The 24422-nt window shown below is 64.8% G+C and carries 22 protein-coding genes; 12 read left to right on the top strand and 10 right to left on the bottom strand.

Translation table 11 applies throughout. From position 1 onward, the window contains the following. Window positions 1–124: 124 nt before the first annotated feature. The 3 genes from IEW02_RS16540 to IEW02_RS16530 are packed head-to-tail and all read right to left on the bottom strand — an operon-like array spanning window position 125 to window position 2514. Window positions 125–1009 carry a hydroxyquinol 1,2-dioxygenase gene (locus IEW02_RS16540; RefSeq protein WP_188545908.1) on the bottom strand — a complete coding sequence of 295 codons (885 nt, stop codon included), beginning with the start codon at window positions 1007–1009 and terminating at the stop codon, window positions 125–127. Further along, window positions 1006–2079 carry a maleylacetate reductase gene (locus IEW02_RS16535; protein ID WP_188545907.1) on the bottom strand — a complete coding sequence of 358 codons (1074 nt, stop codon included), beginning with the start codon at window positions 2077–2079 and terminating at the stop codon, window positions 1006–1008. The genes IEW02_RS16540 and IEW02_RS16535 overlap by 4 nt, the downstream gene beginning before the upstream one ends. 33 nt (window positions 2080–2112) lie before the next feature. After that, on the bottom strand, window positions 2113–2514 hold the full coding sequence (locus tag IEW02_RS16530) for a nuclear transport factor 2 family protein (RefSeq protein WP_188545906.1): 402 nt from the start codon (window positions 2512–2514) through the stop codon (window positions 2113–2115). A gap of 335 nt (window positions 2515–2849) precedes the next feature. Between IEW02_RS16530 and IEW02_RS16525 the strand changes: the two genes are divergently transcribed. From IEW02_RS16525 to IEW02_RS16505, 5 genes are read left to right on the top strand one after another with little or no spacing between them, the layout of a single operon-like run. Beyond that, on the top strand, window positions 2850–3893 hold the full coding sequence (locus IEW02_RS16525) for an ABC transporter permease (RefSeq protein WP_229746085.1): 1044 nt from the start codon (window positions 2850–2852) through the stop codon (window positions 3891–3893). Window positions 3894–3942: 49 nt separating this feature from the next. Then, window positions 3943–5028, top strand: coding sequence for an ABC transporter substrate-binding protein (locus tag IEW02_RS16520; protein ID WP_188545905.1), 1086 nt, complete (start codon window positions 3943–3945; stop codon window positions 5026–5028). Beyond that, a complete protein-coding gene (locus tag IEW02_RS16515; RefSeq protein WP_229746084.1) occupies window positions 5025–7538 on the top strand; it encodes an ATP-binding cassette domain-containing protein in 2514 nt (837 codons plus the stop codon). The genes IEW02_RS16520 and IEW02_RS16515 overlap by 4 nt, the downstream gene beginning before the upstream one ends. A 42-nt stretch (window positions 7539–7580) precedes the next feature. Further along, window positions 7581–8555 carry a zinc-dependent alcohol dehydrogenase gene (locus IEW02_RS16510; RefSeq protein ID WP_188545904.1) on the top strand — a complete coding sequence of 325 codons (975 nt, stop codon included), beginning with the start codon at window positions 7581–7583 and terminating at the stop codon, window positions 8553–8555. A gap of 23 nt (window positions 8556–8578) precedes the next feature. Then, window positions 8579–9349 carry an SDR family NAD(P)-dependent oxidoreductase gene (locus IEW02_RS16505; RefSeq protein WP_188545903.1) on the top strand — a complete coding sequence of 257 codons (771 nt, stop codon included), beginning with the start codon at window positions 8579–8581 and terminating at the stop codon, window positions 9347–9349. A 19-nt stretch (window positions 9350–9368) separates the two neighbouring features. Here IEW02_RS16505 and IEW02_RS16500 read toward each other — a convergent pair whose 3' ends face one another. Then, on the bottom strand, window positions 9369–10085 hold the full coding sequence (locus IEW02_RS16500; RefSeq protein ID WP_188545902.1) for a helix-turn-helix domain-containing protein: 717 nt from the start codon (window positions 10083–10085) through the stop codon (window positions 9369–9371). A 212-nt stretch (window positions 10086–10297) separates the two neighbouring features. On the opposite strand from IEW02_RS16500, the gene IEW02_RS16495 reads away from it, so the two are divergent. From IEW02_RS16495 to IEW02_RS16475, 5 genes are read left to right on the top strand one after another with little or no spacing between them, the layout of a single operon-like run. Beyond that, window positions 10298–11359, top strand: a complete 1062-nt coding sequence (locus tag IEW02_RS16495) for a zinc-dependent alcohol dehydrogenase (RefSeq protein ID WP_229746083.1) — start codon at window positions 10298–10300, stop codon at window positions 11357–11359. An 8-nt stretch (window positions 11360–11367) separates the two neighbouring features. Further along, the gene (locus IEW02_RS16490; RefSeq protein WP_229746082.1) at window positions 11368–12453 is read left to right on the top strand and encodes an SDR family oxidoreductase; all 1086 of its coding nucleotides are present in this window, start codon (window positions 11368–11370) and stop codon (window positions 12451–12453) included. Beyond that, a complete protein-coding gene (locus IEW02_RS16485; protein WP_188545900.1) occupies window positions 12450–13223 on the top strand; it encodes an SDR family NAD(P)-dependent oxidoreductase in 774 nt (257 codons plus the stop codon). Before IEW02_RS16490 ends, IEW02_RS16485 begins: the two co-directional genes overlap by 4 nt. Before the next feature lie 44 nt (window positions 13224–13267). Next, window positions 13268–14338, top strand: a complete 1071-nt coding sequence (locus IEW02_RS16480) for a 2,3-butanediol dehydrogenase (protein WP_188545899.1) — start codon at window positions 13268–13270, stop codon at window positions 14336–14338. Continuing rightward, on the top strand, window positions 14335–15246 hold the full coding sequence (locus tag IEW02_RS16475; protein ID WP_229746081.1) for an NAD(P)-dependent oxidoreductase: 912 nt from the start codon (window positions 14335–14337) through the stop codon (window positions 15244–15246). Before IEW02_RS16480 ends, IEW02_RS16475 begins: the two co-directional genes overlap by 4 nt. On the opposite strand, the gene IEW02_RS16470 is transcribed toward IEW02_RS16475, so the two are convergent. The 3 genes from IEW02_RS16470 to IEW02_RS16460 form a co-directional block, all read right to left on the bottom strand. Next, window positions 15214–15702, bottom strand: coding sequence for an SRPBCC family protein (locus IEW02_RS16470; RefSeq protein ID WP_188546178.1), 489 nt, complete (start codon window positions 15700–15702; stop codon window positions 15214–15216). The two genes, IEW02_RS16475 and IEW02_RS16470, sit on opposite strands and share 33 nt — an antisense overlap. A gap of 362 nt (window positions 15703–16064) precedes the next feature. After that, on the bottom strand, window positions 16065–16931 hold the full coding sequence (locus IEW02_RS16465; RefSeq protein WP_188545898.1) for an alpha/beta fold hydrolase: 867 nt from the start codon (window positions 16929–16931) through the stop codon (window positions 16065–16067). A 30-nt stretch (window positions 16932–16961) separates the two neighbouring features. After that, window positions 16962–18005 carry an NAD(P)-dependent alcohol dehydrogenase gene (locus IEW02_RS16460; protein ID WP_188545897.1) on the bottom strand — a complete coding sequence of 348 codons (1044 nt, stop codon included), beginning with the start codon at window positions 18003–18005 and terminating at the stop codon, window positions 16962–16964. Window positions 18006–18104: 99 nt separating this feature from the next. Between IEW02_RS16460 and IEW02_RS16455 the strand changes: the two genes are divergently transcribed. Both IEW02_RS16455 and IEW02_RS16450 read left to right on the top strand, forming a co-directional pair. Then, a complete protein-coding gene (locus IEW02_RS16455; RefSeq protein WP_188545896.1) occupies window positions 18105–18701 on the top strand; it encodes a TetR family transcriptional regulator in 597 nt (198 codons plus the stop codon). A 4-nt stretch (window positions 18702–18705) separates the two neighbouring features. Next, window positions 18706–19521, top strand: a complete 816-nt coding sequence (locus IEW02_RS16450; RefSeq protein ID WP_229746080.1) for an alpha/beta hydrolase family protein — start codon at window positions 18706–18708, stop codon at window positions 19519–19521. Window positions 19522–19575: 54 nt separating this feature from the next. Here IEW02_RS16450 and IEW02_RS16445 read toward each other — a convergent pair whose 3' ends face one another. The 3 genes from IEW02_RS16445 to IEW02_RS16435 all read right to left on the bottom strand — a co-directional run bounded on the left by IEW02_RS16445 (window position 19576) and on the right by IEW02_RS16435 (window position 24405). After that, window positions 19576–21426: a putative bifunctional diguanylate cyclase/phosphodiesterase gene (locus IEW02_RS16445; RefSeq protein ID WP_188545895.1), complete on the bottom strand. Its 1851-nt coding sequence runs from the start codon at window positions 21424–21426 to the stop codon at window positions 19576–19578. 338 nt (window positions 21427–21764) lie between these two features. Next, window positions 21765–23132: a dihydrolipoyl dehydrogenase gene (lpdA, locus tag IEW02_RS16440; protein WP_188545894.1), complete on the bottom strand. Its 1368-nt coding sequence runs from the start codon at window positions 23130–23132 to the stop codon at window positions 21765–21767. A gap of 28 nt (window positions 23133–23160) precedes the next feature. Further along, window positions 23161–24405 (bottom strand): dihydrolipoamide acetyltransferase family protein, encoded by a 1245-nt coding sequence (locus IEW02_RS16435; protein ID WP_188545893.1) that lies wholly within the window; start codon window positions 24403–24405, stop codon window positions 23161–23163. Between the last annotated feature and the right edge of the window lie 17 nt (window positions 24406–24422).

The following is a 24422-nucleotide window of genomic DNA, read 5'->3' as shown; positions in this document are numbered from 1 at the left end:
TGCGAGCAGGTCGTGATGCTCGGTTACCCTGGTTCCTACGACGCAAACAGTCTGTGCGACAACCGTTTCGGCTCTAATATGGGGTCGACCGTGCCCGAGTGTGCGCTGCCTCGTTCAGTCCCGGTTACTGTGCGGGAGCCAGAACGATGTCGAATCGAACCCGCGACCACTCTCGACCGCCGATATCTCGCCCGTCCGGTGTAGGGGTGTCGGACGGCTGCTCGACGAAGTCCTTGACCAGAGAATCCTTCACCCCGAAAACCGAATCGCGGTCGAGCAATTCGTCCCCGCGGACGAAGATGTGAGTGATCAGCGTTCGCTTGTCCGCCGCGGCCACCATGAAATGCAGGTGCGACGCGCGCATGGGGGAACGCCCGACAGCGTCCAGCATCCGACCCACCGGCCCGTCGAACGGAATGGGATAGGGCGTGGGTGTGAGCCCCCAGAAACGGAACCGACCTGCTTCGTCGGAGAACAGATGTCCACGGGCAGCCACACGGCCGTCCGGGTACTGAACGTCGTAGAACCCGTCGTCGTCTGCCTCCCACACGTCGATTCGTGCGTTCGGTATCGGGTTACCGTCGACGTCGGTCACCGATCCCTCGACCCAACACGGTTGTCCCGGAGCGCCACCGGAGATGTCGCCGCCGAGGGGGACGGCGGGTGCATCGTCGACGAAGAACGGGCCGAACACTGTCGACTCGGTTTCGCCCGCGATCGCCTCGTTGTTGACGGTCACGGTCTGCATCGAGGCCCCGAACACGTCGGACAGCAGGATGAATTCCTGGCGCTTGTCGTCGGTGATGTGCCCGACCTCGGTCAAGAACTCGATTGCGGTATTCCACTCTTCCTGCGTCAGGCGCACGTCGCGTATGAAGGCGTGCAGATGTTCGGTCAGGGAGCCGAGAACATGACGAAGTCGGGGATCGGGCGCTCCGGCGAAACTGGCCACGACCTTGTCGGTCAGCTCGCGTTCCCGTGAAGACTGCTCGTCGTGCACGGCGGTCATCGGCTGTTCTCCGATCCGGAAGTCGACCCTGCCCAGGCATCGTGAAGAAGGGAAGTGAGGGATCCGATCGTCACCGGGCGGGGATTCGACGCCGGCACCGCCGCCAGGATCAGTGAGGCGGCCTCGGGGAGGTCCGATTCCTTCAGCCCGTAGTCCCGGAGGGCTCGTGGTGCATCGAGGTCGGCTCGCAGAGCCGACAGGCCACCGACTGCGGTGTCCGCCGCGAACGCGGTGGCAATGCGCTGTTCCGCGTCGGGCGCGAAGGGTCCGTTGTATTCGAGTACGTACTGCAGGACGACGGCATGGGTCTGCGCGTGCGGCAGGTTGTACGCGCCGCCGAGAACGTGGCAGATCTTGTGGTGCAAACCCGAGCCGGCCGACGCGAAAGCGACCGCCGACAGGTACGCCCCGTACAGGGTTTGCTCGTGTCCGGCCTGGCTTGCCGAGTCGCTCTTTATCTCACGCAGTCCACCGGAGAGTGCCGTGATGGCCTCGACGGCAAGAGTGGAGTTGATCGGATCCGCTCGGGGTGCCCACATCGAGTCGACGGAGTGCGCCAGCGCATTGAGGCCGGACGCGACGCTGAGCTCCACGGGGAGCGTGAGGAGAGACAACACGTCGTAGATGACGGTGGTGGGCAGCACTCGTGCGTCGACCCCGGTCGTCTTACGGGACGCCTCGGTCATACCCCACACGTTCGTCGCCTCGGAGCCGGCGTACGTCGTGGGAACGGCCACGATGGGGATACCGGTGGTGAGCGCTATCGCTTTAGCCAAGCCTGTCGTCGATCCGCCACCGATGCTGACCACGAGGTCGATGTCGTGTTCGAGCGCAGCGGCGCGGGCCTTCTCGGCTATCTCGACCGGAACATGCGGCGCTACATCGGAATACCGCAGGCGAGGGGTGATCTCACGGGTCACTGCGTCAGCGAGGTTGCTTTCGGCGGGGCCCGCGATCACCATCACCGAGTCCGCGCCGAGTCGCTCGACCTCCGCAGCCAGATTGGAGGCGGCTTTACCCGCGCCGAACAGGACGCGCTGCGCCAATGTGTCGTGGTCGAATTCGAGCACGGAAGCCTCCTCGATGATGTGCGTGAAAGACGGTCAGGACGCCGGGCGAGGCGTCGGTTGGTACGCCAGCAGTAGCCAGGTGCCGTTCTCGCGAACCCAGACGGCGATGGAATTGTTCACCAACTCCTTGTCCTTGCCGTTCGCCGTGATGCTCGCATTCATTTCTCCGACCACGACGGCCGTGTCGCCCGCCACCAGAACGTCCTCGGTGGGGTGATCGATGCGGTGGTAGACGTAGAAGCCTGTTTCGACCTTGTTCACGTACGACGCGACCGTGTCGCGACTGCCGTCCGAGTGCGTGTAGACGAGGTTCGGGTGACAGAAGCTGCGGAACGCGTCGAGGTCACCGTCGACCACTGCCTGGTAGCGCTTCGTCTCGAGGTCGAGGATCTCCGCTTTGATTGCGTCGACGTCGAGTACCTGTGGTTCTGTCATGGGTTCTCCTGAGGTGAGTCGATCGGCCGTACGCGCGCCGGTGGTGTCGACGGTATGGAGCCGAACGACGAGTGTCAACTGTCACAGAACACCTGAGATTTGGCTTCAGGCGCCCTCGACCCTGTGACCTGCGGCTCATCGATGTGGCTCGGCGGATCAAACCTGCTGTTCAGCTGCCATCTCGGTTCTGATGATGTGTTGTAGGTTTGGGCTCCTTGACAAAGTGACACACCGCACAGTTCAATCAGGACAGGACAGCATGCGGTCTTACTGCACATGCGTGTCAACCGCATAGGCGTCATTCACCCCTTTCGCGCGATCAACGGAGAATTCTCGTGGCAACAGACGGTCAGTCGGGCACTGGTTCACCCCCCGCGGGCGCACTTCGCACCATGATGAGCGGGCGCGCGCGGGGCGCGGTCGCCATCGGAATCGCCACCGTGGCGCTGTTCGTGATCAGCGCGATCGTGGCGCCTCAAAGTGTCAGCGGCGGAGCGATTTCGGCGATGCTCCCATTTGCCGCAATTCTGGCCGTCGTCGCGATCGGACAAACGCTCGTCGTGCAGCAAGGCGGCATCGACCTGTCGGTCCCGGGTGTCTTCTCACTGTCCGTTGTCGTGGTCACCAAGCTGGCAAGCAGTGGGACCCCGGGGGCGATCTTCCTGGCTCTCGTTGCCGCGCTGCTTATCTCGGCGGCAGCCGGCGCGGTGTCCGGGTTCGTGGTTGCCCGGTTCGATGTGGCGCCCATCGTGGCGACGCTGGGTGTCAATGCACTCCTCATCGGTACCACCTGGGCGGTGTCCAGTGGAGCCGCCCGCCGCACGCCGGCGGGGTTGTCGAACATCATCGGGTCGTCCTTCGCCGGTGTGCCCGTCACGGTGATCGTCGCCGTGGTCCTGACCGTCGTCGTGGGCCTTTTCGTCCGACTCTCTCCCGCCGGACGAAAGTTCGAAGCGGTCGGAGCCAGTCCCCGCGTGGCCACCGCGGCCGGCATCCGGCCCCTGGGCTACACGCTCACCGCGTACTCAGGTGCCGCGGTGCTCTACGCCATTGCCGGAATTCTCCTGACCGGCATTGTCAACACCCCGGGAATCAATGAGGGAAACACGTATCTTCTCCCGTCGGTGGCCGCAGTGGTCCTGGGTGGGACATCGCTCCTGGGCGGTAAGGGCAGCGTGCTGGCTTCGCTGATCGCTGCCCTGTTCTTCACTCAAGTCGACCGTCTCGCATCGACTCTCGGCCTCAGCTACGGATGGCAGATCGTCATCCAGGCGCTCGCGCTCGGCCTCGGCGTCGCATTCCACAGCGGTCTCCGGCCGGGGGCCACACGCAGGCGCCGCACCATCGAAAAATCGCGTGAGCTGGTGCCGACCGAATGACACACCGGACGAGGAATCCATCCATTACCCGACGTTCAGGACACAGCGAATGACACGAACCACATATCGGACTCGGGCGTTGACCCTGCTCTGCGCCGCGTCCATGCTCGCGGGTTGCTCGGTCGGTGGTTTCGACACCGTGTCCGCCGACGAACCACGACCGGATTGGTGCGGTCCCGATCAGGCCGTCATCGGATTCGCCGACGGAAGTGGTGGAAACAGTTGGAAGCGAACCAATTTGGAGGAACTGAAGGAGGAGCTGGCGAAGTGCTCGTCGGTCACGGACTTCATCACCACCGACGCGCAGGGTGACACGCAGAAGGCGATCGCCGACATCAAGAGCCTCGGCGCCCAAGGCGTGGACGGCATGCTCGTCTTTCCCGATTCCGGCAAGGCGGTGCTGCCGGCTCTGCGCTACGAGTACAAAGCCGGCGTCGACGTCGTGCCGTACCGCGTCTCGCCCGGTGGCGCAGAAGGGTCGGAGTACACCACGTTCGTCGCAGCCGATTTCGTCGCGCTCGGCCGTATCTACGGCGAATGGCTCGTGAAGTCGCTGCCGAACGGTGAGGGCAACGTGCTCTTTCTCGGCGGACCACCCGCGAACTCCCAAGACCTGGCGGAATACCAAGGCCTGCAGGAAGTGTTGGTCGATCACCCGGGAATCAAGCTGATCGGGGACCAACCGTTCACCGTGACCAACTGGACACCCGCCGAAACTCAGCAGGCGACGTCCACCATGCTCTCGCGTTTCCCGCAGATCGACGCGGTACTGACGGACTTCGCCGCGACCAGCATTCTGACGGCATTCCAGCAGGCCGGCCGACCGTTGCCGCTGATCGCATCGGCGGATGTCAACGGATTGTCCTGCCAATACGAGCAATTGAAGGCCGCGAACCCGGGATTCCAGTTGTTGACGGTCACGTCGCAGACCTACATGGTCCGGCTGGCCGTGCAGCACGTCGTAGCCGAGGCAACCGGTGGCGTCGCGCCCGAATCGAAGGTCGACGTTCCCGTTGCGTTCGAGGACTCGATCAGCGGGACTCCGTCCGTACCCAAGTGCAATCCGGACCTTCCCGAGGATGCACTGCTCTCCAGCTCACTCGACCCGCAACGCATCGGAGAGGTTCTCCAGTGACCGACACCATTCAGCCGAACGCCGCCGCTCTCGCGACCCCGTACCTGCAGGTGCGCGGAATCGGCATGACCTTCGGACCCGTCACCGCTCTGTCCGGCGTCGACATCGACGTGGTACCTGGCCAGGTTCACGCCCTGCTCGGAGAGAACGGCGCCGGCAAGTCCACGTTGATGTCGATCATCTCCGGAACATTGACCCCCACAACAGGTTCGGTCAGCGTCGACGGTGTCGAGCACACCGGACTGACGCCGGCCCAAGCACTCGAGCTGGGGATCTCGATCGTGCATCAGACCCCGGCGCTGCTGCCGGATCTGACGGTCGCGGAGAACATGGTCCTCGCGATTCCCCGCAGTCTTCGACCGTCCGTGTTCCAGATAGGTCCCTGGGTGAGCGAGAAGTTGGCTGCCGTGGGGTGCGCAGTGCATCCGGACACGAAGTGCGGCGACTTGCCGATCGCCGAGCGTCAGCTGATCGAGATCGCCAAAGCCCTTGCCACGGACACCAAGGTGCTCATTCTCGACGAGCCGACCGCGCCTCTCGTTCAGGACAAGGTCGACCTGCTGTTCGATCGTGTCCGCAGTGTGGCCGCCGCCGGAGTGGCAGTCGTCTACATCACCCACCGCATCCCCGAGGTGCGGGAACTGGCCGACACGATGACGATTCTGCGTGACGGTCGGGTCCGCGGGTCCTATGACCCGCAGACCCTCACCGACGACGAGATCATCACGCTGATCGCCGGGCGTGACGTCGATGCAGTGTTCCCGCCCAAGGGGCACGGTCCTATCGGCGACGGGTTGGTGGTGACGTCGCTCTCGGGTACCGACTTCGACGACGTCTCGTTCTCCGTCGCTGCGGGTGAGATCGTCGGTCTCGCCGGTGTCGCGGGGAACGGGCAGGTCGCCCTGCTCCGGGCGCTGGCGGGTCTGACACCGTCGACCGGCATCGCACGTCTCGACGGCACCACGCTGAAGCTGAAGTCCTCCGCCGATGCCCACAAGGCGGGGATCGCGTTCATGCCTGCGGACCGTGCGGGTGAAGGTGTTCTGTCGGAGTTCTCGATTCGAGAGAACTCGGCCCTCGGTGCCTTCGGCCGGTTCGTCCGCAACGGAATCATCGACCGCAGCAAGGAGGCTCGACTCACCACAGAGATGTCTTCGGCGCTGACGGTCAAGGCGCCGAGTGTCGAGACCCTTGTCGGCAACCTCTCCGGCGGTAACCAGCAGAAGGTGGTCCTGGCGAGGGCGCTGCTGGCAGAGCCTAAACTCGTTCTCGCGGAGGAGCCCACCCAGGGTGTGGACGCCGGCGCACGCGCCGAGATCTACGCGCAGTTGCGGGCAGCCGCCGACGATGGCATGGCCATCGTCGTACTGTCCTCGGATGCTCTCGAACTCGAGGGGCTCTGCGACCGCGTGCTCGTGATCTCACGAGGCTCCATCGTCGAATCGCTGACCGGTGACGCAGTGACCGAACGAAACATGATGCACGCCATGGTCTCGGCCACGGGACACCGCACCGACAGGACGGATGCCGCCACCAAGACCGTCGCGAGCGCGCCGAGTCGCATTGCTCGTTCCCTTCCGAGTTACATACTGCTCGGCGCCATCGTCCTGTTGGCCCTGATCGCGACGACGCAGAACATCCGGTTCCTCGGCGAGGCCAACATCTCGTCGATCCTCCTCACCACCACGGCCCTCGGCTTCATTGCTCTGGGCCAGATGCTGGTAGTGATGACGGGCGGGATCGATCTGTCGGTCGGGCCGCTCACCGGCCTCGTCCTGGTGATCATGTCGTTCTTCTGGTACGACGGTGCATCGGTCGCCCGGCTGTTCGGCGGCATCGTGATCGCCGTCGTGGCGGCGGTTCTCGTCGGGGCCGTCAACGGCGGTTTGATTCGCGGTCTGAAGTTCACCGCTGTCGCCGCTACATTGGTGACCTACATCGGGATTCAGGGCGTGTCATTGCTGCTTCGCCCGGAGATCGACGGTTATGTCGACTTCACGATCCTCGACGTCATCAACTACAGCGTGGGTCCCGTTCCCGTCGCCACGGTCGTCGTGGTCCTCGCCGCCGTCGGACTGGGATTCGCGCTGAAGTTCGCGCGTCCCGGCATCGCGTTGCGCGCGACGGGGTCCGACGCCACGATTGCCGAGAAGTTCGGTGTGAAGACCGGACTCACCGTCACCGCGGCGTACGTCGGCTGTTCGCTGCTGACCATGTTCGGCGGAATCATGCTGGTCGGACAGGTCGGCGTCGGTGATCCCAACCAGGGAATCTCGTTCACCCTGGCCAGCATCACCGCCGTCGTCGTCGCCGGAACTCTGCTGCGCGGCGGTAGCGGTTCGCCGATCGCGGTGCTGCTCGGCGCGCTTCTGCTGCAGGTGATTCTGGCCATGGCCAACTTCCTGCGACTGGGTACCGCCTGGCAGTACTGGCTTCAGGGCGCCATCGTCATCGTCGCCGCCGTGCTCTACATCGGTCTGCAGCAGCGTCAAGCCAACCGGCACCACTGATCGCGTCACAATCGACCGACACATCGACAGGATAGGCACGTCATGAAAGCACTGAGATTCGTCGCGGAGAACACCGCCGAGGTTCAGAACATCGAGATTCCCGAGATCGCGGCCGACGAGGTCCTGATCGCGGCTCGATCGGTCGGAGTGTGTCACTCCGACATCGAACTGCTCGAAGGCCGCTACATCATTCCGTTCGAATATCCGATCATCCCGGGGCACGAATGGTCCGGCGAGGTGGCCAAGATCGGTGCCGACGTGACGGAGTTCGTGGTCGGTGACCGCGTGGTCGGTGAGTGCGTGATCGGTGACGATCACTTCGGATTCTCCATCAGCGGCGCCGCGGCAGAGTTCTTCGTCGTCAAACCCGCATGGCTGCACAAACTTCCGGACGAAGTCTCCTTCACCAGCGGTGCGTTGGTGGAGCCGTTCAGCTGTGGTTACTACGGACTGATGCGGGCCGGCAACGTCAATGCAAGCGACGTCGTCGTCGTTCTCGGCGCGGGACCCATCGGCCTCGGTGTCGTGGCAGGAGCAGCGGCACTGGGGGCCACCACGCTCGTGGTCGAACCGTCGGAGGGCCGCCGCGCTGCTGCGCTCGAACTCGGGGCGGACCGTGCGGTCGCACCGGACGACGTCGAGGCGGTTCTTCGAGACCACAGCGGGGGGCGAGGTGCCGACGTGGTGGTCGAGGCCACGGGCCGTCCCGAGGTGATGGCTTCCGCGCTCGAGCTTGCCGGGTACCGTGCACGACTGGTGTACATCGGCATCGACGTGGGCCGGTCGGCGCCCGCGAAACTCGGGTTGATCCAGTCCAAGGAACTCGACATCCGCGGTGCCATCGGTTCACCGGGTGTCTGGCCGGCGACGCTCCGCTTCATCGCCAAGAGCGGACTCGATCTGGGCCGCTTGGTAACTCGGGAGTTCGCGGCCGACGATGCGGTTACCGCACTCGCCGAGTCTCGCAAGACCGCCGAGAACATCAAAGTGCACATTCAGTTCGACGCCGAACTCTGATCGACGACTCAGTAGGGACCCGTATGCCTCGCCTGCACGACAAAGTAGCCATCGTCACCGGATCCGGAAACGGCATGGGACGCGCCATGGCCACGCTGTTCGCCGCCGAGGGCGCGGCGGTGGCCGTCACCGACGTGTCCGAAGCGGACGGACGCGACACCGTCCGAATGATCGAAAGCGAAGGGGGACAGGCGAAGTTCTGGCGCCTCGACGTCAGCAACGAGGCCGACGTCTCCGACGTCTTCGACGCAGTGCGTCGGCAGTGGGGCAAGGTCGACATCCTGGTGAACAACGCCGGGATCTCGGGTGTGGACAAGCCCACGGACGAGGTCACCGAATCCGAGTGGGACGCAGTCTTCGCCGTCGACGTCAAGGGCGTCTTCTTCTGCACCAAGCATGTGATTCGGCATCTGCGTGACAACGGCGGCGGAAGCATCGTCAACATATCGTCGATCTACGGACTCGTGGGTTCGCACGAGATGGCGCCGTATCACGCGGCAAAGGGTGCGGTGACGATCATGACCAAGAAGGACGCGGCGACGTACGGGCGCGACCACATTCGCGTGAATTCCGTTCACCCCGGCACTATCCTCACCCCGTTCGTGCGCGAGCTCGCCGAGCGCAGCGACGGTGGACTGCGGGGCTATCTCGACATCATGGAGCCCAAGCACCCGATCGGCCATGTGGGTGAGCCGGAGGACGTGGCGCAGGCTGTGCTGTTCCTGGCCAGCGACGAGGCGCGTTTCGTGCACGGCTCGGCACTGGTGGTCGACGGCGGCTACACTGCCGTCTGAAGTACCGCCACAACGTATTTCAGTGTTGTCGGCCGACCACGAACCACATCGCGACGCACGTTTCGTCGTGGGGGTTGCTCAGCCGGTGTGGGATCGAGGAATCGAAGTGCAGGCTGTCGCCCGGACCGAGTACTTGCCGAGCGAACGCCACCTGAATCTCGAGGCGACCGGACAAGATGTGGATGTATTCCTTGCCGCCGTGGTTCATCAGGTTGTCGGCCGGGCACGATTCTGTCCCCGACGGGTACGTGACCCGGAGAAACTCGACGTTCGGGTCGTCGTCCGGTGTCAAGCGCTCCCACCGGACTCCGCCGAGGTAGAGCTCGGGGCGTTCGTCGGCTCGCTGCAATCCGGGGAGTGACCCGACCTCCGGCAGTGGTACCACACGCGAGCGCTGTACTCCCCCGAGTGCGTGCGACACCCCCGTGATGTCGTCTGACGTCGAAACCGGTTCCGGCGCCGCAGTTTCCAGATCGTGGGGAGCCACGTCCTCGGCCATGAGGGAGTCGAGCGAGAGCCCGAGCTCGGTCACGATGGCGTACAGGGTGCCCACCGACGGGGCGGTGCGTCCCAATTCGACTTGCGAGATGAAGCTGGGGGAGAGGTTGACGCGTCGCGCCATCTCGCGCAACGACATTCCTGCGCCTTCGCGGGCGCCGCGCAGTCGAAGACCCATCTGTACGTTCATCTGGGCAGCCGAGTCGGTTGTCCCGACTTCGATCGCTGCTTCGCTCATCTTCCGTCCTCCCCTGCTCTTCCCCCGACACCACCGGTGTGTACGCACGTCGGTGTGTACCTACACAGTCGGCGCGTCAACTACTTCGTCGAAGTATCGCACCTCGCGGCGAGAAGTCACGGCAGAACACCACCCTCTTTCCACTGAACATGTGCAGTGATACTCTACATTGAGTTGCCTGCATCACACCTGGAGCGCATTTTAGGAGTTCTGTGTCTCACACCATGAAGGCCGCCGTGTTCCACGGTGCGCACGACATCCGTATCGAGGACGTACCGCTTCCGGAGCCGTCGGAGCACGACGTGCTCCTGCGCGTGCTGCGTTCCGGCATCTGCGGCACCGACGCATCGGAATGGGTCGCGGGGCCGAAGACGTTTCCGGTCACCCGGCGCCACCCACACAGCGGCCACATGGGCCCGTTGATCCTCGGACACGAGTTCGTCGGCGAGATCGTCGAGACGGCGGCAGGGTCGTCGTGGGCGGTCGGTGACCTCGTGGCCACCGGTGCAGGAATCTGGTGCGGCGAGTGCCGCCGCTGCCTCGAAGGCCGGACCAACCAGTGCGCGACCTACAAGACCTTGGGCCTCAACGTGAACGGCGGCATGGCCGAGTTCGCGGCGGTCCCGTCGAAGACGTTGCGCGCCATGCCGGATGGTCTCTCCGTCGACCACGCGGGCCTGGCCCAGCCGCTGGCCGTCGGAATCCACGCGGCTCGTCGATCAGGGGCACGATCGGGGGACAACGTCGTGGTGATCGGTGCGGGTGCCATCGGTTCGTTCGTCCTGTCCGGCCTGAAGTACCTCGGCGACGTGAACGTCACCGTTGTCGACTTTCCCGGTCCGCGACTCGACCGAGCGGCACGCCTAGGCGCCGACCGCACCCTGAGCCCATCCGACGATATCGCCGCCGACGTGATCGAAGCGTTGGGCGGGACGAAACCGGATGTGGTCATCGAGGCCAGTGGCGCACCGGGCCAACTGGTCTCGGCGCTGCAGATGGTTACCGACGGCGGACGCGTACTGGCGGTGGGCATTCCCAAGGAGAAGCCCGCTCTCGACATGCATTCCATCGTGTTCCGCGAAATCACGCTCGAGACCACGTTGGCCCACGTGTGCGATACCGATCTACCGGCCGCGCTGGACATCCTGGCCGCAGGGCGTCTCGGGCAGGAACTCGCCGAAGCTCCTGTCGGCCTGGCCGACCTTCCCTCGTCACTCGACCGTCTGTCCTCAGGGCAGGTCGAAGGCAAAGTCCTGATCGATCCCGCGAAATGAGTGCACCCGTGTCTCGAGAATCCACCACCCCTACCGCGCTCGTCGTCGGTGCCACCGGCATTGCGGGCCAAACGATCTCCCGTCAGCTCGTGGACGCAGGCTGGACCACCTATGGACTCTCTCGCGGAGGCTCCAACCCCGTCGAGGGAGTCGTCCCGGTTGCGGCTGACCTACTCGATCCCGAATCGCTGACGTCTGCCCTCGGCGAGGTGGACCCCGAGATCGTGTTCATCACCGCCTGGATGAAGCAGGATTCCGAAGCAGCCAACATCGAGGTCAACAGCGCCACCGTTCGCAACGTCCTCACTGCCCTGAAAGGCAAGTCCGCACTGCGTCACGTCGGACTGCTGACCGGTCTCAAGCACTACCTCGGACCGTTCGACAACTACGCCACCGGAGTCATGGCGGACACCCCCTTTCACGAGAACGAACCCAGGTTGGACAGCCCCAACTTCTACTACGCGCAGGAGGACGAACTGTTCGCCGCGGCGACGAAGCTGGGATTCACCTGGAGCGTGCATCGCGCCCACACGGTGTTCGGGTTCGCGGTCGGCAACGCCATGAACATGGTTCTGACCCTGGGCGTGTACGCCGAGATTTGCCGGGAGACCGGTGCGCCCTTCGTTTTCCCGGGGTCGCAGACCCAGTGGAACGGGCTGACCGACATCACTGACGCCGACCTCCTGGGTGAGCAGATGATCTGGGCCGCAACTCGTCCCGAGGGCGCGAACGAAGCGTTCAACATCGCCAACGGCGACGTGTTCAGGTGGCGGTGGATGTGGCCCAAGATCGCGGAGGTGTTCGGCGTCGATCCCGTCGGCTTTTCGGATACCCCGCAGCCTTTGGCGGACCGCATGGACGATGCGCCCAAGATCTGGGCAGAAATCGCGGCGAAGAACAGCCTCGCTGTGGACGACGTCGATCGTCTCGCATCCTGGTGGCACACCGACAGCGATCTGGGACGCAATATCGAGTGCCTGACCGATATGACGAAGAGTCGGCAGGCGGGGTTCCTCGGCTTCCGCTCGACCTTCGACAGTTTCGTGAACAAGACGGAGCGTTACCGCTCCGCCGGAATCCTGCCGACGCGATGACCGCGACGAGTTCGTTCGCGGGCAAAGGCGCCATCGTCACCGGTGCGGGGAGCGGAATCGGCCGCGCCGTCGCGCTGCACCTCGCTGCGGCGGGAGCGCGGGTGCTGGCGGTGGACATGAACGCGGAGAGCGCCGAGCGTGTGGCGTCGGAGGCGACTGGAGAGGTTCACCCCTTCCAGGCCGATGTTTCCCAGTATTCGCAAGTAGAAGCGTATGCAGCAGCAGCAAACTTGCTGCTCGGTGACACGCGCCTGTTCTTCAACAATGCCGGCGTCGAAGGCGTGCACAAGTCGATCGTGGAGACCACCGAGAGCGAATGGCGGTCCGTAGTGGACGTCAACCTGAACGGAATGTTCTTCGGGCTCAAGCACGTCCTGCCGCTGTTACGACGGTCCGGTGGTGGCGCCGTCGTCAACACCGGGTCGATACTGAGCCTGAAAGCTGCCCCCGATCGCTCCGATTACGTGGTGACCAAACACGGCGTGCTGGGTCTGACGCGGACGGCCGCAGCGGAATCGGCTCCGTACGGAATTCGAGTGAACTGCATTTGCCCCGGACCCGTCGATACACCGTTGATGACGAGATCCGAGACGCTCGTCAACCCCGACGACCCGGGGTTCGAGCGCGACCGGTTCATGGAGGGAACACCTCTGCGGCGTTACGGGACACCAGAGGAGGTAGCCGAACTGGTCGCATTCTTGTTACGCGAAGACGTTCTCTACCAAACAGGCTCCGCTGTCACGATCGACGGCGGCATCACCGCAGTCTGACGCCGATACCGGAGCGAAAGACATTCGAAGCACAGGAGATTGACATGCGCGCCGCTGTATTTCATGATCGCCACGACGTCCGAGTCGAGGACGTCACCGCACCGACCGTGGTGGGACCGGACGAGGTTCTTCTGCGCCCGTTCTTCTGCGGTATCTGCGGAACAGACCTGCACGAGTACGCTTTCGGGCCAATCGTCATTCCGACGCAGCCCCACGCTCTGACCGGTGCGAGCGCCCCGCAGGTGTTCGGGCACGAGTTCTCGGCGCGAGTCGTCGAACTCGGTTCCAACGTCAGTTCCGTCTCGGTGGGGGACCGCGTCTCGGTGATGCCCCTCATCACCTGCGGAAAGTGCTATTACTGCCGTCGAGGTCTGAATCACCTGTGCGTGGTGATGGCATGCACCGGCCTCAGTTGGGGCGGCGGAGGTATTGCCGAACTCGTTGTCGTGCAGGAACAGCAGGTCTCGGTGCTTCCGGATTCCGTGAGCGATGTCCAGGGCGCTCTGATCGAACCCGCTGCTGTGGCAGCGTACGGAGTCGACCAGACCGGGCTCGGTGCAGGCGACACCATCCTCATCACCGGCGCCGGCCCGATCGGGGCACTCTCTGCTCTGTATGCGCATGCGGCGGGTGCATCACGCGTCATCGTGTCCGAACCGAACGCCAAGCGGCGCGCGCTCGTCGAGGCATTCGGTATCGCAGATGTCCTCGACCCGACGGTGGTCGACGTACCAGCTGTTGTCAGGGAGATGACTGGTGGCATCGGAGTCGACGCCGCCGCCGAATGCTCGGGCAACCAACACGGTCTGACCGCCGCGCTCGCCAGCGTCCGGTCCGCAGGAACCGTCGCTCAGGTGGGTCTGCACGTGAAGCCGGCCACCATAGATCCGATGGAGCTGTCGAACAGAGATCTCACGTTGGTGGGAACCTGGTGCTACCCCGTCTTCGACTGGCCGCGGATCATCGCTCTGGTTGCGTCGGGCCGCTTTCCGGTCGAGAAGGTCGTCACGGAAATCATCGACGTCGAGAACATCGTGAGCGGCGGATTCGACCGTCTGCTGGACCCGGACGGCGACGCCCAGAAACTTTTGGTCCGAGTAGGAAGAACGTCATGAGCGATCGGGGACCACACATGCACATCGGGTTCGCAGGTATCGGACGAATGGGCGCGCACATGGTGCGCCGTCTCATCGACGACGGTCACACCGTCACTGCCTACGACTTGTATTTGAACGCGGACTCCCTTCCCGACGGTTTGGACGCGGTCTCTGTCGCCACGTCACCGGCCGATCTCGCTCGAACCGACATCTCCTTCAGCATGCTTCCGGACGCCGCCGCGACCGATGACGTGCTGTTCGGAGAGAACGGCATCGTGCCCGCCGCGTCGGCCGGTCACCTGCACGTGGTGATGGGAACGGTCGGTCCCACGGCAGTGCGCGAATTCGCCGAGCGCGCAGCAGAATCGGGCGTTGCGGTCGTGGATGCGCCGGTGTCGGGCAGCGTAAGCCTCGCGGAAACCGGGCAGATCAGCACCATGGTCGGTTCCGACGACGACCAGTTCGCCCGCCTCCAGCCCGTTCTCGCCGCCATGACCAAAGCGCAGTTCCACACCGGCACAGTGGGGACGGCGTCGGTGGCGAAGTTGGCCGTCAACTCCGTGCTCGCATCGCTCAACCAGGGTGTGGCGGAAGCGCTGCTTCTGGCCGAAGCCGACGGACTCGACGCCTCGACGCTGTACGAGGTACTGGGGTCGAGCGCTGTCGCGGCGCCGTACGTGGGCTACAAGAAGGAACATTTTCTCGATCCCGCAGGTGCCGGCGTCGCGTTCCCACTGTCGTTGTTGCACAAGGACGTCGGCCTCGGCCTCGAGTTGGCTCGCTCGCACGAGCTGGATCTGCCGCAGGCGTCGACGGTCGGTCGCGTTCTCGACGAAGCCCTCGATGCAGGGCTCGGCGCGAAGGACATGGCGGCGGTGCTGGAATACCTGGGTTCACGTTCCGCTCAGGACGGTCCTGTCGAGTGACGCCAACGACTCCTGGAGGAACGACGTGCCGACCGACGGCATCCCGCCGATCTCGGCACGGGTTTCTTCGGGGGTATCGGTCCAGTCGTAGGACAGGGTGACGACGGTGCCGGCTGTGCACGGTGTCAGGTCGTAGCGCCAGACCCAACCGCCGTAGCCGATATCGCCTGTGTCCGAACGTGATCCGGGCATCCATGCGATCGCTCGGTTCGGCAGGAACGTGGTGACGAGGTTGTGCATGACGTAGTGACCGCCCGCCGCCTCGATGAACATGTTCATGGCGAACACCTGGCCGACCGCGGTGATCGGAACGGTGTCCACCGCGTTCCGAACCCAGTCGGTCGGTTCGGTGTCCTGGTGGCGGGTGGGGTCCGTGAGGACCGCGAATATCTGCTCGGGTGCCGACTCGATGGTGCGCCGAACCACGAGTCGTTCGCGCCGACCGACGGGGGTCACGTCCACGACGAGATCGGCCGCAAGAACGACCGTGTTACCGGACGGATCGGTGAGCGTAGCGAGCCGAAACTGCCCCGACGGCACCGTGAATGCCTCCCCGGTGATGCCTCGGGTCGCCAGGTCGGACAGTGCGGCGTCGACATCGTCGACACCGATGACGATGTCGGTTCCGCCGGCGTGCTCGGCATCGTCGTAGACCTGCACCGCGGTCTCCGGGCCCAGATCCCATTCTGCCGCCGCAGGCATCGGTGTTCGCTCGGGATCTCGATCGAACAGAGTGGTGTACCACTGAACCGCTGCGTCGTGGTCTCGGACCTTCATCACCGACGTGGTTCTCGTGATGCGCAGGGCAGCTCCGGTGCTCATGCCAAGACCTCCCGCAGCTTCGCGGCGAACTCGGTCGGCTTGCCCGTTTGGCCGAACTCGCCGCCGAGAAATCCTTGATGGGCTCCGGGGAAGACGACCGGCGGGGCGCCGAGCAGTGCGGCCACGGCGTAGCCCCCACGACCGGCCATCTCGCCGTCGACCGGCCCGCCGGATTCTTCACCCACCGCCAGCACGATCTGTGTCGGCGCGGACTTCAGCGCATCGATGTCGGGCGCGAACCCTGCTCCGTTGCCACGCATGTTTGCCATCAACGGGTCGGTGCGGGAACCGTCGTCCTCGGTGGGGAGACCGAACATCGCCGGATCGGGCGCCGGTTGCGTCAGGTACGTGCTGTCGAGCTCGCCGCGATGCATCACCAGCGCGATGAACTTGGCCATGGCCGGGCCCAGTCCCGACGAGTCGTACGTGGCGACCATGTCGGCGCACACCGCGCTGAGAACCTCGCGATCGGGAAGCACGCCGCCGGCGGGCGGCTCGTGGGCCACGAGCAGCCGGGCGTCGTTCGGGTAGGCCGCCACCAGAGCGAGCGCGTTGACGGCGCCGCCACTGGAGCCGAACAGATCCACCGGACCCGTGCCGAGGGCCTGCAACACCGCGTGCAGGTCGTCCGCGTGCTGCTGAGGTGTCAGCGGCGCCGTGGCATCGTCACGCACGCTTCGGCCGGCGTTGCGGGGGTCGTAGGTCACCACCGTCCGATCTGTGAAATGCGATGCGAGAGTGCCGAACCCGCTTGCGTCCATCGGTGATCCGATGAGAACCAGGGGAACGGTATCGGGCGTCAGATCGCCGTGGACGTCGTAGGTCAGTGTCGCGCCGGTGACGGTCGCAGTGTGGGTGCTCATGGATGGACTGACCACGACGATGGCCGAAACTCACCGCAGATCGGACATGTCCAGACTGAACCGGTAGCGGACGTCGCCCCGCCCCAGCCGCTCGAGTGCGTCGTTGACGCGTGCCGACGCCATGACCTCGACGTCTGCAACGATGCCGTGCTCGCCGCAGAAGTCCAGCATTTCCTGCGTGTACGGACGGCCACCGCTGCCCGCCGAGCTGAAACTCTTGCGTCCGACGAGCAGGTCCATCGCGTCGACCTGTGTGGGGCCCAGGAACCCGACTTGGCACAGCGTTCCGTCGAGCGCGAGGCACCGTAGGTACGGGGCTGGATCATGCTGCACTGGAACGCAGTCGACGATGAAGTCGAGTGTCCCGATCTGCGCGTCCATCGCACCGTCGTCGGTGGAGACCACGACGTGATGAGCACCGAGTGCGGTCGCTGCGGCGCTCTTGTCGCTCGTGGTGGTGAACACGGTGACGTCGGCGCCCAGTGCTGCTGCGAACTTGACGGCCAGGTGTCCGAGGCCACCGATGCCGACGATGCCGACACGCGTTCCGGGTCCGACCTTCCAGCGCCGCAACGGTTCCCACACGGTGATTCCCGCGCACATCAGCGGGGCGACGGCGGCGGGGTCGAGGCCTGCCGGTCGGTGGTAGACGAAGCTGTCGCGGACGACGTACTCGTTCGAGTAGGCCCCGTGGGTCGTCGACCCGTCGCGGCGGTCCTTTCCGCCGTAGGTCAGTGTCGGAAACTCGCGGCAGAAGTTCTCCTGCCCGGCTCTACACATGTCACACACCCCGCACGAATCGACGATGTTGCCGACTGCGACGGGATCGCCGACCGCGAATTCCGTTACGGCCGAGCCGATGTCGACGACGGTGCCGACGAACTCGTGACCCGGTACGAGGGGAGTGGGATCCTGCGATTCGGGCCATGTTCGGACCGCATGCAGGTCGGTGAAACAGACCCCGCAGAAGTCGACGGCCACGACGACGTCGTCCTCGCGGGTGTCGCGTCGCTCGAAGGCCCACCGCTCGACGGCGCCCGCGGCCGTTGCCCGATATCCGACAGCTGGTCTCATGTTTGCTCCTGCTCTTTTCAACTAACTGGTTGGAAATTCGACTGTAGACATTCCCATCGAAACTTTCAACCAACCGGTTGGAAATGTATGGTCGATGCCATGGGCGATTCAGCGGCGACGAGGCAGCGACTGATCGACGCCGGTACGGCCGAGTTCGCCGAACGCGGCATAGCCGGCGCGCGGGTCGACCGTATTGCGGCCGCCGCCCAGTCGAACAAAGCGCAGATCTACACCTACTTCGGCAGCAAGGAAGCTCTGTTCGATGCCGTGTTCGAGGCGCGAGTGGCGTCGAACATGGAAACGTTGCCGCTCACCTCCGACGATCTACCCGCCTACGCGGTGAAGCTGTACGACATGTACCTTGCCGATCCGGCTCTGGTGCGCTTGTTGACGTGGCAGCGACTCGAGCGCAAGCCCGTCGGATCGTTGTTCCCGTCCGGAGCCGACGACGCGGTCGAACGGGACCTCGCCGACGCGCAATCGCGCGGCGTGCTCGTGTCCGATGTCGCACCGGCGGAGATGTGGTCCATGCTCATCGCCCTCGCGGGCAGCTGGGCTCAAGCTGCGATCGTGTATGCCGCGGGTTCGGACGAACGGCCCAGAGATCACACGCGGCGACGAAAGGCGTTGGCTCGCACGGTCGAGCGCGCCTTCTGCGCGGGTACGGAGAGCGGTGCCCGCCTCGAGCTAGCCTGACAGTGTGGACCGACGCACCGTTCTTCGTCTCGGCGCTCTCGCCACGCTCCTCACCGCCTGCGGAAAGGATCTACCCGTGCGAACACCCGACCGGCCAGGTGAGGGACGACGCACCTACGGCGACGATCCCAGTCAGTTCGGTGAACTGTATCTACCGACCGGCACGCCGCGTGGTGTCGTGGTCGTGATTCACGGTGGGTTCTGGCGAAGCCGGTACGACTACACTCTGGGCTCCCCGCTCGCGACCGATTTGTCCGAGAGGGGTTGGGCAGCACTGAATCTGGAGTACCGACGCGTCGGAAACGGAGGGGGCAGTCCGGCCACCTTCGACGATGTCGCAGCGGGCATCGACATGCTCGCCGAGACCGACCTCGACCTGTCGACCGTGGTCACACTCGGCCATTCGGCGGGTGGCCACCTTGCCACCTGGGCGGCGTCGCGAGGGCGGGAGGCTCGGTGGTCCGGCGGAGTTGCGGTCACGCACGTCATCTCGCAAGCGGGCGTGCTCGACCTTGTCACCGCCGCGCGCGACGACCTCGGTGACGGTGCGGTGCAGGCGCTTCTCGGCCGATCGCCGGGCTCATCGGATTCGATTCTCGATCCGCAGCAACAGATCCCGCTGGACGTTCCGGTGTGGTGTGTTCACGGCGACAGAGACTCCAACGTGCCGATCGGCCAGTCGACGTCGTATGTCGAGGCGGCGACGAGCGCCGGTGCGCGCGCGGAGATGGTGAGGGTGACCGGTGACCACATGATCCTCATCGACCCGACGTCGGAACCCTGGGCGCGCACGACGCAGATTCTCGATACGATCGGCTGACGTTCACGCTTCGGCGATTACGGCCCCAGGGCTCGTTTTCGGCGTCGTCGCTTTTCAACCGATCACGGCTGATGACCCGTATCGCCAGGTTTCCTCCAGCTCGTGCGAGCTTTGCGGAACGCCGAAGAAGTAACCCTGCATCATCTGGCATCCGGAGGCCTCGATGACACGCGCCTGCTCGTCGGTTTCGATTCCCTCAGCTATGACCTGAATATCGAGCGCTTTCGCCATCGCCATGATTGCCTCGACCACTCGGGCGTTGCGCTTGTTGGGAAGTCCGGTGATGAAGGATCGATCGATCTTGGCGAGAACCGCGGGGAATTCCAGAAGCCTGGACAGAGACGAGTAGCCGGTCCCGAAGTCGTCGATGGACAGCGGGTGGCCTAGATCGTGCAACTCGAGCAATCGGGCGATCTGAATCGGATCGGACAGGTCGTCCTCCACGATCTCGATGCCGATGTGTGCCGCGTCGATGCGATGCGCGGCCAACGATCTGCCGAGTGCGTAACCCAGCGTCGGATCGAGCAGTTCTCTCGCACTCAGATTGATGTACGCGGTGGTGGGACCCGTGTCGCCGAATTCGTCCATCCACGTCCGCATGGTCTTACAGACCTCGTCGATGACCCACCGACCGACGGTGTTGACGACTCCGGTGCGCACCGCGATGTCGATGAACGCGGCCGCCGGCAGCAGTCCGTCACGCGGGTGGTTCCACCGAACCAACGCCTCGACAGCCACGGTCCGGTGTGAGAGTGTGTCGACGATCGGTTGGTAGTAGACGGTGAATTCGTCGTTCAGAACAGCACGGGCGAGATCATGACCGAGTTGACGCGCGTACCCGATGTCGACCCCGGTGGAGTGATCCCGCACCACCGTTCTGCCACGACCCGACTGCTTCGCCGAATACATGGCCGTGTCCGCGTCGGCGATGAGTTCGCGCGCGGAGGGTGCGCGTTCGTCCTGCCCTGCGATCGCAATACCGATCGACGCGGTGACGACGATCTCGACCGAATCGACCTCCAGAGGCCGTGAGATCGCGGCCCCGACTCGCTGCGCCAAACTGGTGACTCGGGCGGCGAACGCGGCCCGGTCTTCGGCCACTACTCCCTCGCACACGAGGACGAACTCGTCACCGGCGAAGCGCGCGAGAGTATCCCCGGCGCGCAACGACTTTCGCATGCGAACGGCCAGCTCCGTGAGGACCGCGTCTCCCACGGAGTGGCCGAAGCTGTCGTTGACGGACTTGAAGAGGTCGATATCGACGAACACGGCAGCAGTCTGCGCACGCGTGCGGACTGCCACACTCAGAGCGTGCTCGAGGCGATCCATCAGCAAACCGCGTGTAGGAAGTCCAGTCAGATCGTCATGCATGGCCCGGTGCGCCAATTCGTCTTGCGCGAGACGAGCCTTGTCACGATCGTGGGCCATGACCAGGTAGGACACCGCGACGTCGGCCAATATTTTTGCACCCGCGACCTCGTCGACCGTCCAGGGCCGAGCCGCCACCCGATACAGATCCAGCACGCCCCAACCCTTGCCGCGGCTGAGCAGCGGTACCGCGGCTACGGCGGACAAATTCTGGTCGCGCGCCAGCGCGGTGAACGGGGGCCAGCGATCTTCGAGGCTGAGGTCGGGCACGAGTATGGGCGCTTCGTTCGCAACCGCTTCCGCACACGGACCCGACCGCATCAACTCCTGGTACACCTCGAGCGGGCGAACTTGGTCGGAGGTGGCTTGGACGAACACGTTCTGGTCGTTGCGGACGATCATCACGCCCGCGCCGTCGACGTCGAACGCTCGCACTGCGACGACGCACAACGAACCCAGAAGTGCCTCGGCCGAGAAGTTACCGGTTGCAACCTGGGCCAGTTCGGCGACGGCTTCTACGAGGATCTCAGAATTCATGAGAGGCGGCTTGGAGGGAAATGAACGAGAACATTGTCTGTTCCTGACGTGCCATTCGAGACCTGCGGGCCGTCATGGCTGACGGCGGTGCACGCACCGGCACCGAGAGAGTGCAGGGTACGTACGCGTTGCAAGCGGGAGAGTCGAGCCTGATCGCGCAACGGTCACGGCGATGTCTGCACCGGCTTGCTGGTGGGGGGTTCCCCGCGACATGACACATGAACCATGGGCCGGTGCCGCACTGGACGGGCGCGCACGATCCATGGCCGGTCGTACCGTTCACCCGTTCGAAACCAGGCTACCCGCATTCCCGTCGAACGGTCTGTTTCAGGTCGTTACTACCCGTGGGCGTGCAGCGGCCGGCCCGCCAGCGCGAGGTGCGCTTCGCCGAAGGCTTCTCCCTGAGTGGGGTGCGCGTGGACCAACGCGGCCACCTCGTCGGGGAACGCCTCCCAGTTCACGACCAGTTGCGCTTCGCCGATCGACTCGCCCACACGCTCGCCGACGATATGGACGCCGACGACCGGACCGTCGGTCACTCTGATCAGCTTGACCCCGCCGGCGGTACCGAGGATCTGGCTCTTGCCGTTGCCGGCCAGGTCGTAGACCGTGGTGCTGATGTCCGAATACTGTTCGCGTGCTTGCGCTTCGGTCAAGCCGACCGACGCCACCTCGGGGTTGCAATAGACCACGCGCGGAATGTTGTGATCCGCCACGAGCGTCGGGTGCGAACCTGCGATCTCGTCGGCCACGAAGAGGCCGTGCTGGAACCCACGGTGCGCCAGTTGCGGACCCCTCACGATGTCGCCGACCGCGTACACGCCGGAGACGCTGGTGCGCAGCCGGTCGTCCACGGCCACGAAGCCGCGTTCGTCGAGTTCGATCCCGTTGTCCGCGAACCCTGTTGCGCCCGTCCTCGGGCCGCGGCCCACGGCAACGAGCAGCACGTCCGCTTCGAGAACGTCACCGGCCTCGGTGGTGACGGTGACGGTGTTCTCGTCCTGTGTGGCGCGGGCAAACCGGGTGCCGGTCCGGACGTCGATACCCCGCTTGCGAAACGCTCGGGTGAGTTGCTTCGACGACCACTCGTCCTCGGCTGCGACGAGCCGGGGGAGTGCCTCGATGACCGCGACCTCGGCTCCGAGCGACCGCCAGATACTCGCGAACTCGACGCCGATGACACCGCCGCCCAATACGACGACCCGCTCCGGCAGTGTCGGGTACGTCAGCGCTTCGTCGCTTGTGAGGATCCGACCACCGATGTCGAGGCCGGGGATGCTCTGGACCTGCGACCCGGTGGCGAGCACCAGGGACGTGCCCGTGATCGTGCGCCCGCCGACCTCCACCGAGGTGCCCCCGACGTATCGGCCGACGCCCTGCACCAGTTCGATCCTGTGACTGCGAACGAGGCCGTGCAAGCCCTTGTAGAGGCGGTCGACGATGCCGTCCTTGTATCCGTGCACGGCGTCGAGGTCGACGCCGACCATGGTCGCCTTGATACCGACTGCAGAAGCGTGGGCGATCGTGTCGGCGACCTCGGCTGCATGCAGCAGGGCCTTCGTGGGGATGCAGCCGCGATGCAGGCAGGTTCCGCCGACCTTGTCCTGTTCGACAAGGGTGACGGTCAGTCCGAGCTGGGCCGCACGGAATGCGGTGGCGTAACCACCGGATCCACCGCCGAGGACGAGTACGTCGGGGCCGGTCATGTTCGTGGTGCTCCTCGAGAAGTAGATGTCAGCTCAGGGCGATCAAGCTGATGGGATCGGACAGAACGTCCGCGAGCGTCGCCAGGAACCGCGATCCCTGTTCGCCGTCGACCAGCCGATGATCGAAAGACAAGCTCAAGGTGGTGATCGAGCGCAGCGCGATCTCGCCCTGGTACTCCCACGGCCGCCGCCGGATAGAACCGAAAGCAAGAATCGCTGCTTCGCCCGGATTGAGAATAGGTGTGCCCGAATCGATTCCGAACACGCCGATGTTCGAGATGGTGATGGTGCCGTCCGCGAGATCACCGGGCCCGGTCTTGCCATCCTTGGCGGTCGACGTCAAAGTGGCCAACGACTGCGCCAGTTCCCGGAGCCCGAGGCTGTGAGCGTTCTTGATGTTGGGCACCATCAGCCCGCGCGGTGTGGCGGCCGCGATTCCCAGGTTGACGTATTTCTTGACGACGATCTCTTGGGCTGCTTCGTCCCAGTGGGAGTTCAGACTGGGATTGCCGCGCAGCGCAACGAGTACCGCTTTCGCGACGAGGGCCAGGGGCGTCAGCCGTAGTCCGTCGACGTTTTTGTTGGCGCGCAACCGATCCAGCAGTTCCATCGTCGGGGTGACGTCGACGTCGACGAATTCGGTGACGTGCGGGGCGGTGAATGCACTGGCGACCATGGCAGCCGCCGTGTGCTTACGGACACCCTTGATGGGTATGCGCTCTTCGTCCGGCCGCGAGATCGTCTGTGCAACAGCACTTTCCTCTGGCGACGGGCTGCTCAGGTAGTTCTCGAGGTCGGTGCGGGTGACCTGCCCGCTCGCGCCGGTGGCGGGCACCTCCGCAAGGTCGACGCCGTTCTGCTTGGCCGCGAAGCGCACGGGCGGTGCAGCTTTCGGCTTGGTGCTCACCGTCGCCGTCACAGCGGCCGGCTCCGGAACGGGTCGACGCCGACTGGCGTTCTCCTCCGCGACGCCGTACCCCACGAGAACTGGGGTCCGTTCGGCGACAACGGGCTCGGTTGTCTCCGCGGACGCCACCTCGATGTCGATGAACGCGCTTCCGACGTCGACGCTGGTTCCCTCGGCGGCGTGCAGAGTGGTGACCGTTCCGGCGTAGGGGGACGGGAGCTCCACCGACGCCTTCGCGGTTTCGACTTCGGCGATGATCTGGTTGAGCTCGACGGTGTCGCCGACCGAGACCGTCCAGGTGAGCAGCTCGGCTTCGGTGAGCCCCTCGCCGAGGTCGGGCAGGACGAAGGTCTTGATGGTGGCCATGTGGTTCGAGGTCTCCT

The sequence above is a fragment of the Rhodococcoides trifolii genome, from assembly GCF_014635345.1.
Taxonomy (GTDB): Bacteria; Actinomycetota; Actinomycetes; order Mycobacteriales; family Mycobacteriaceae; genus Rhodococcoides; species Rhodococcoides trifolii.
This window is presented reverse-complemented; position numbering and strand designations above follow the sequence as displayed.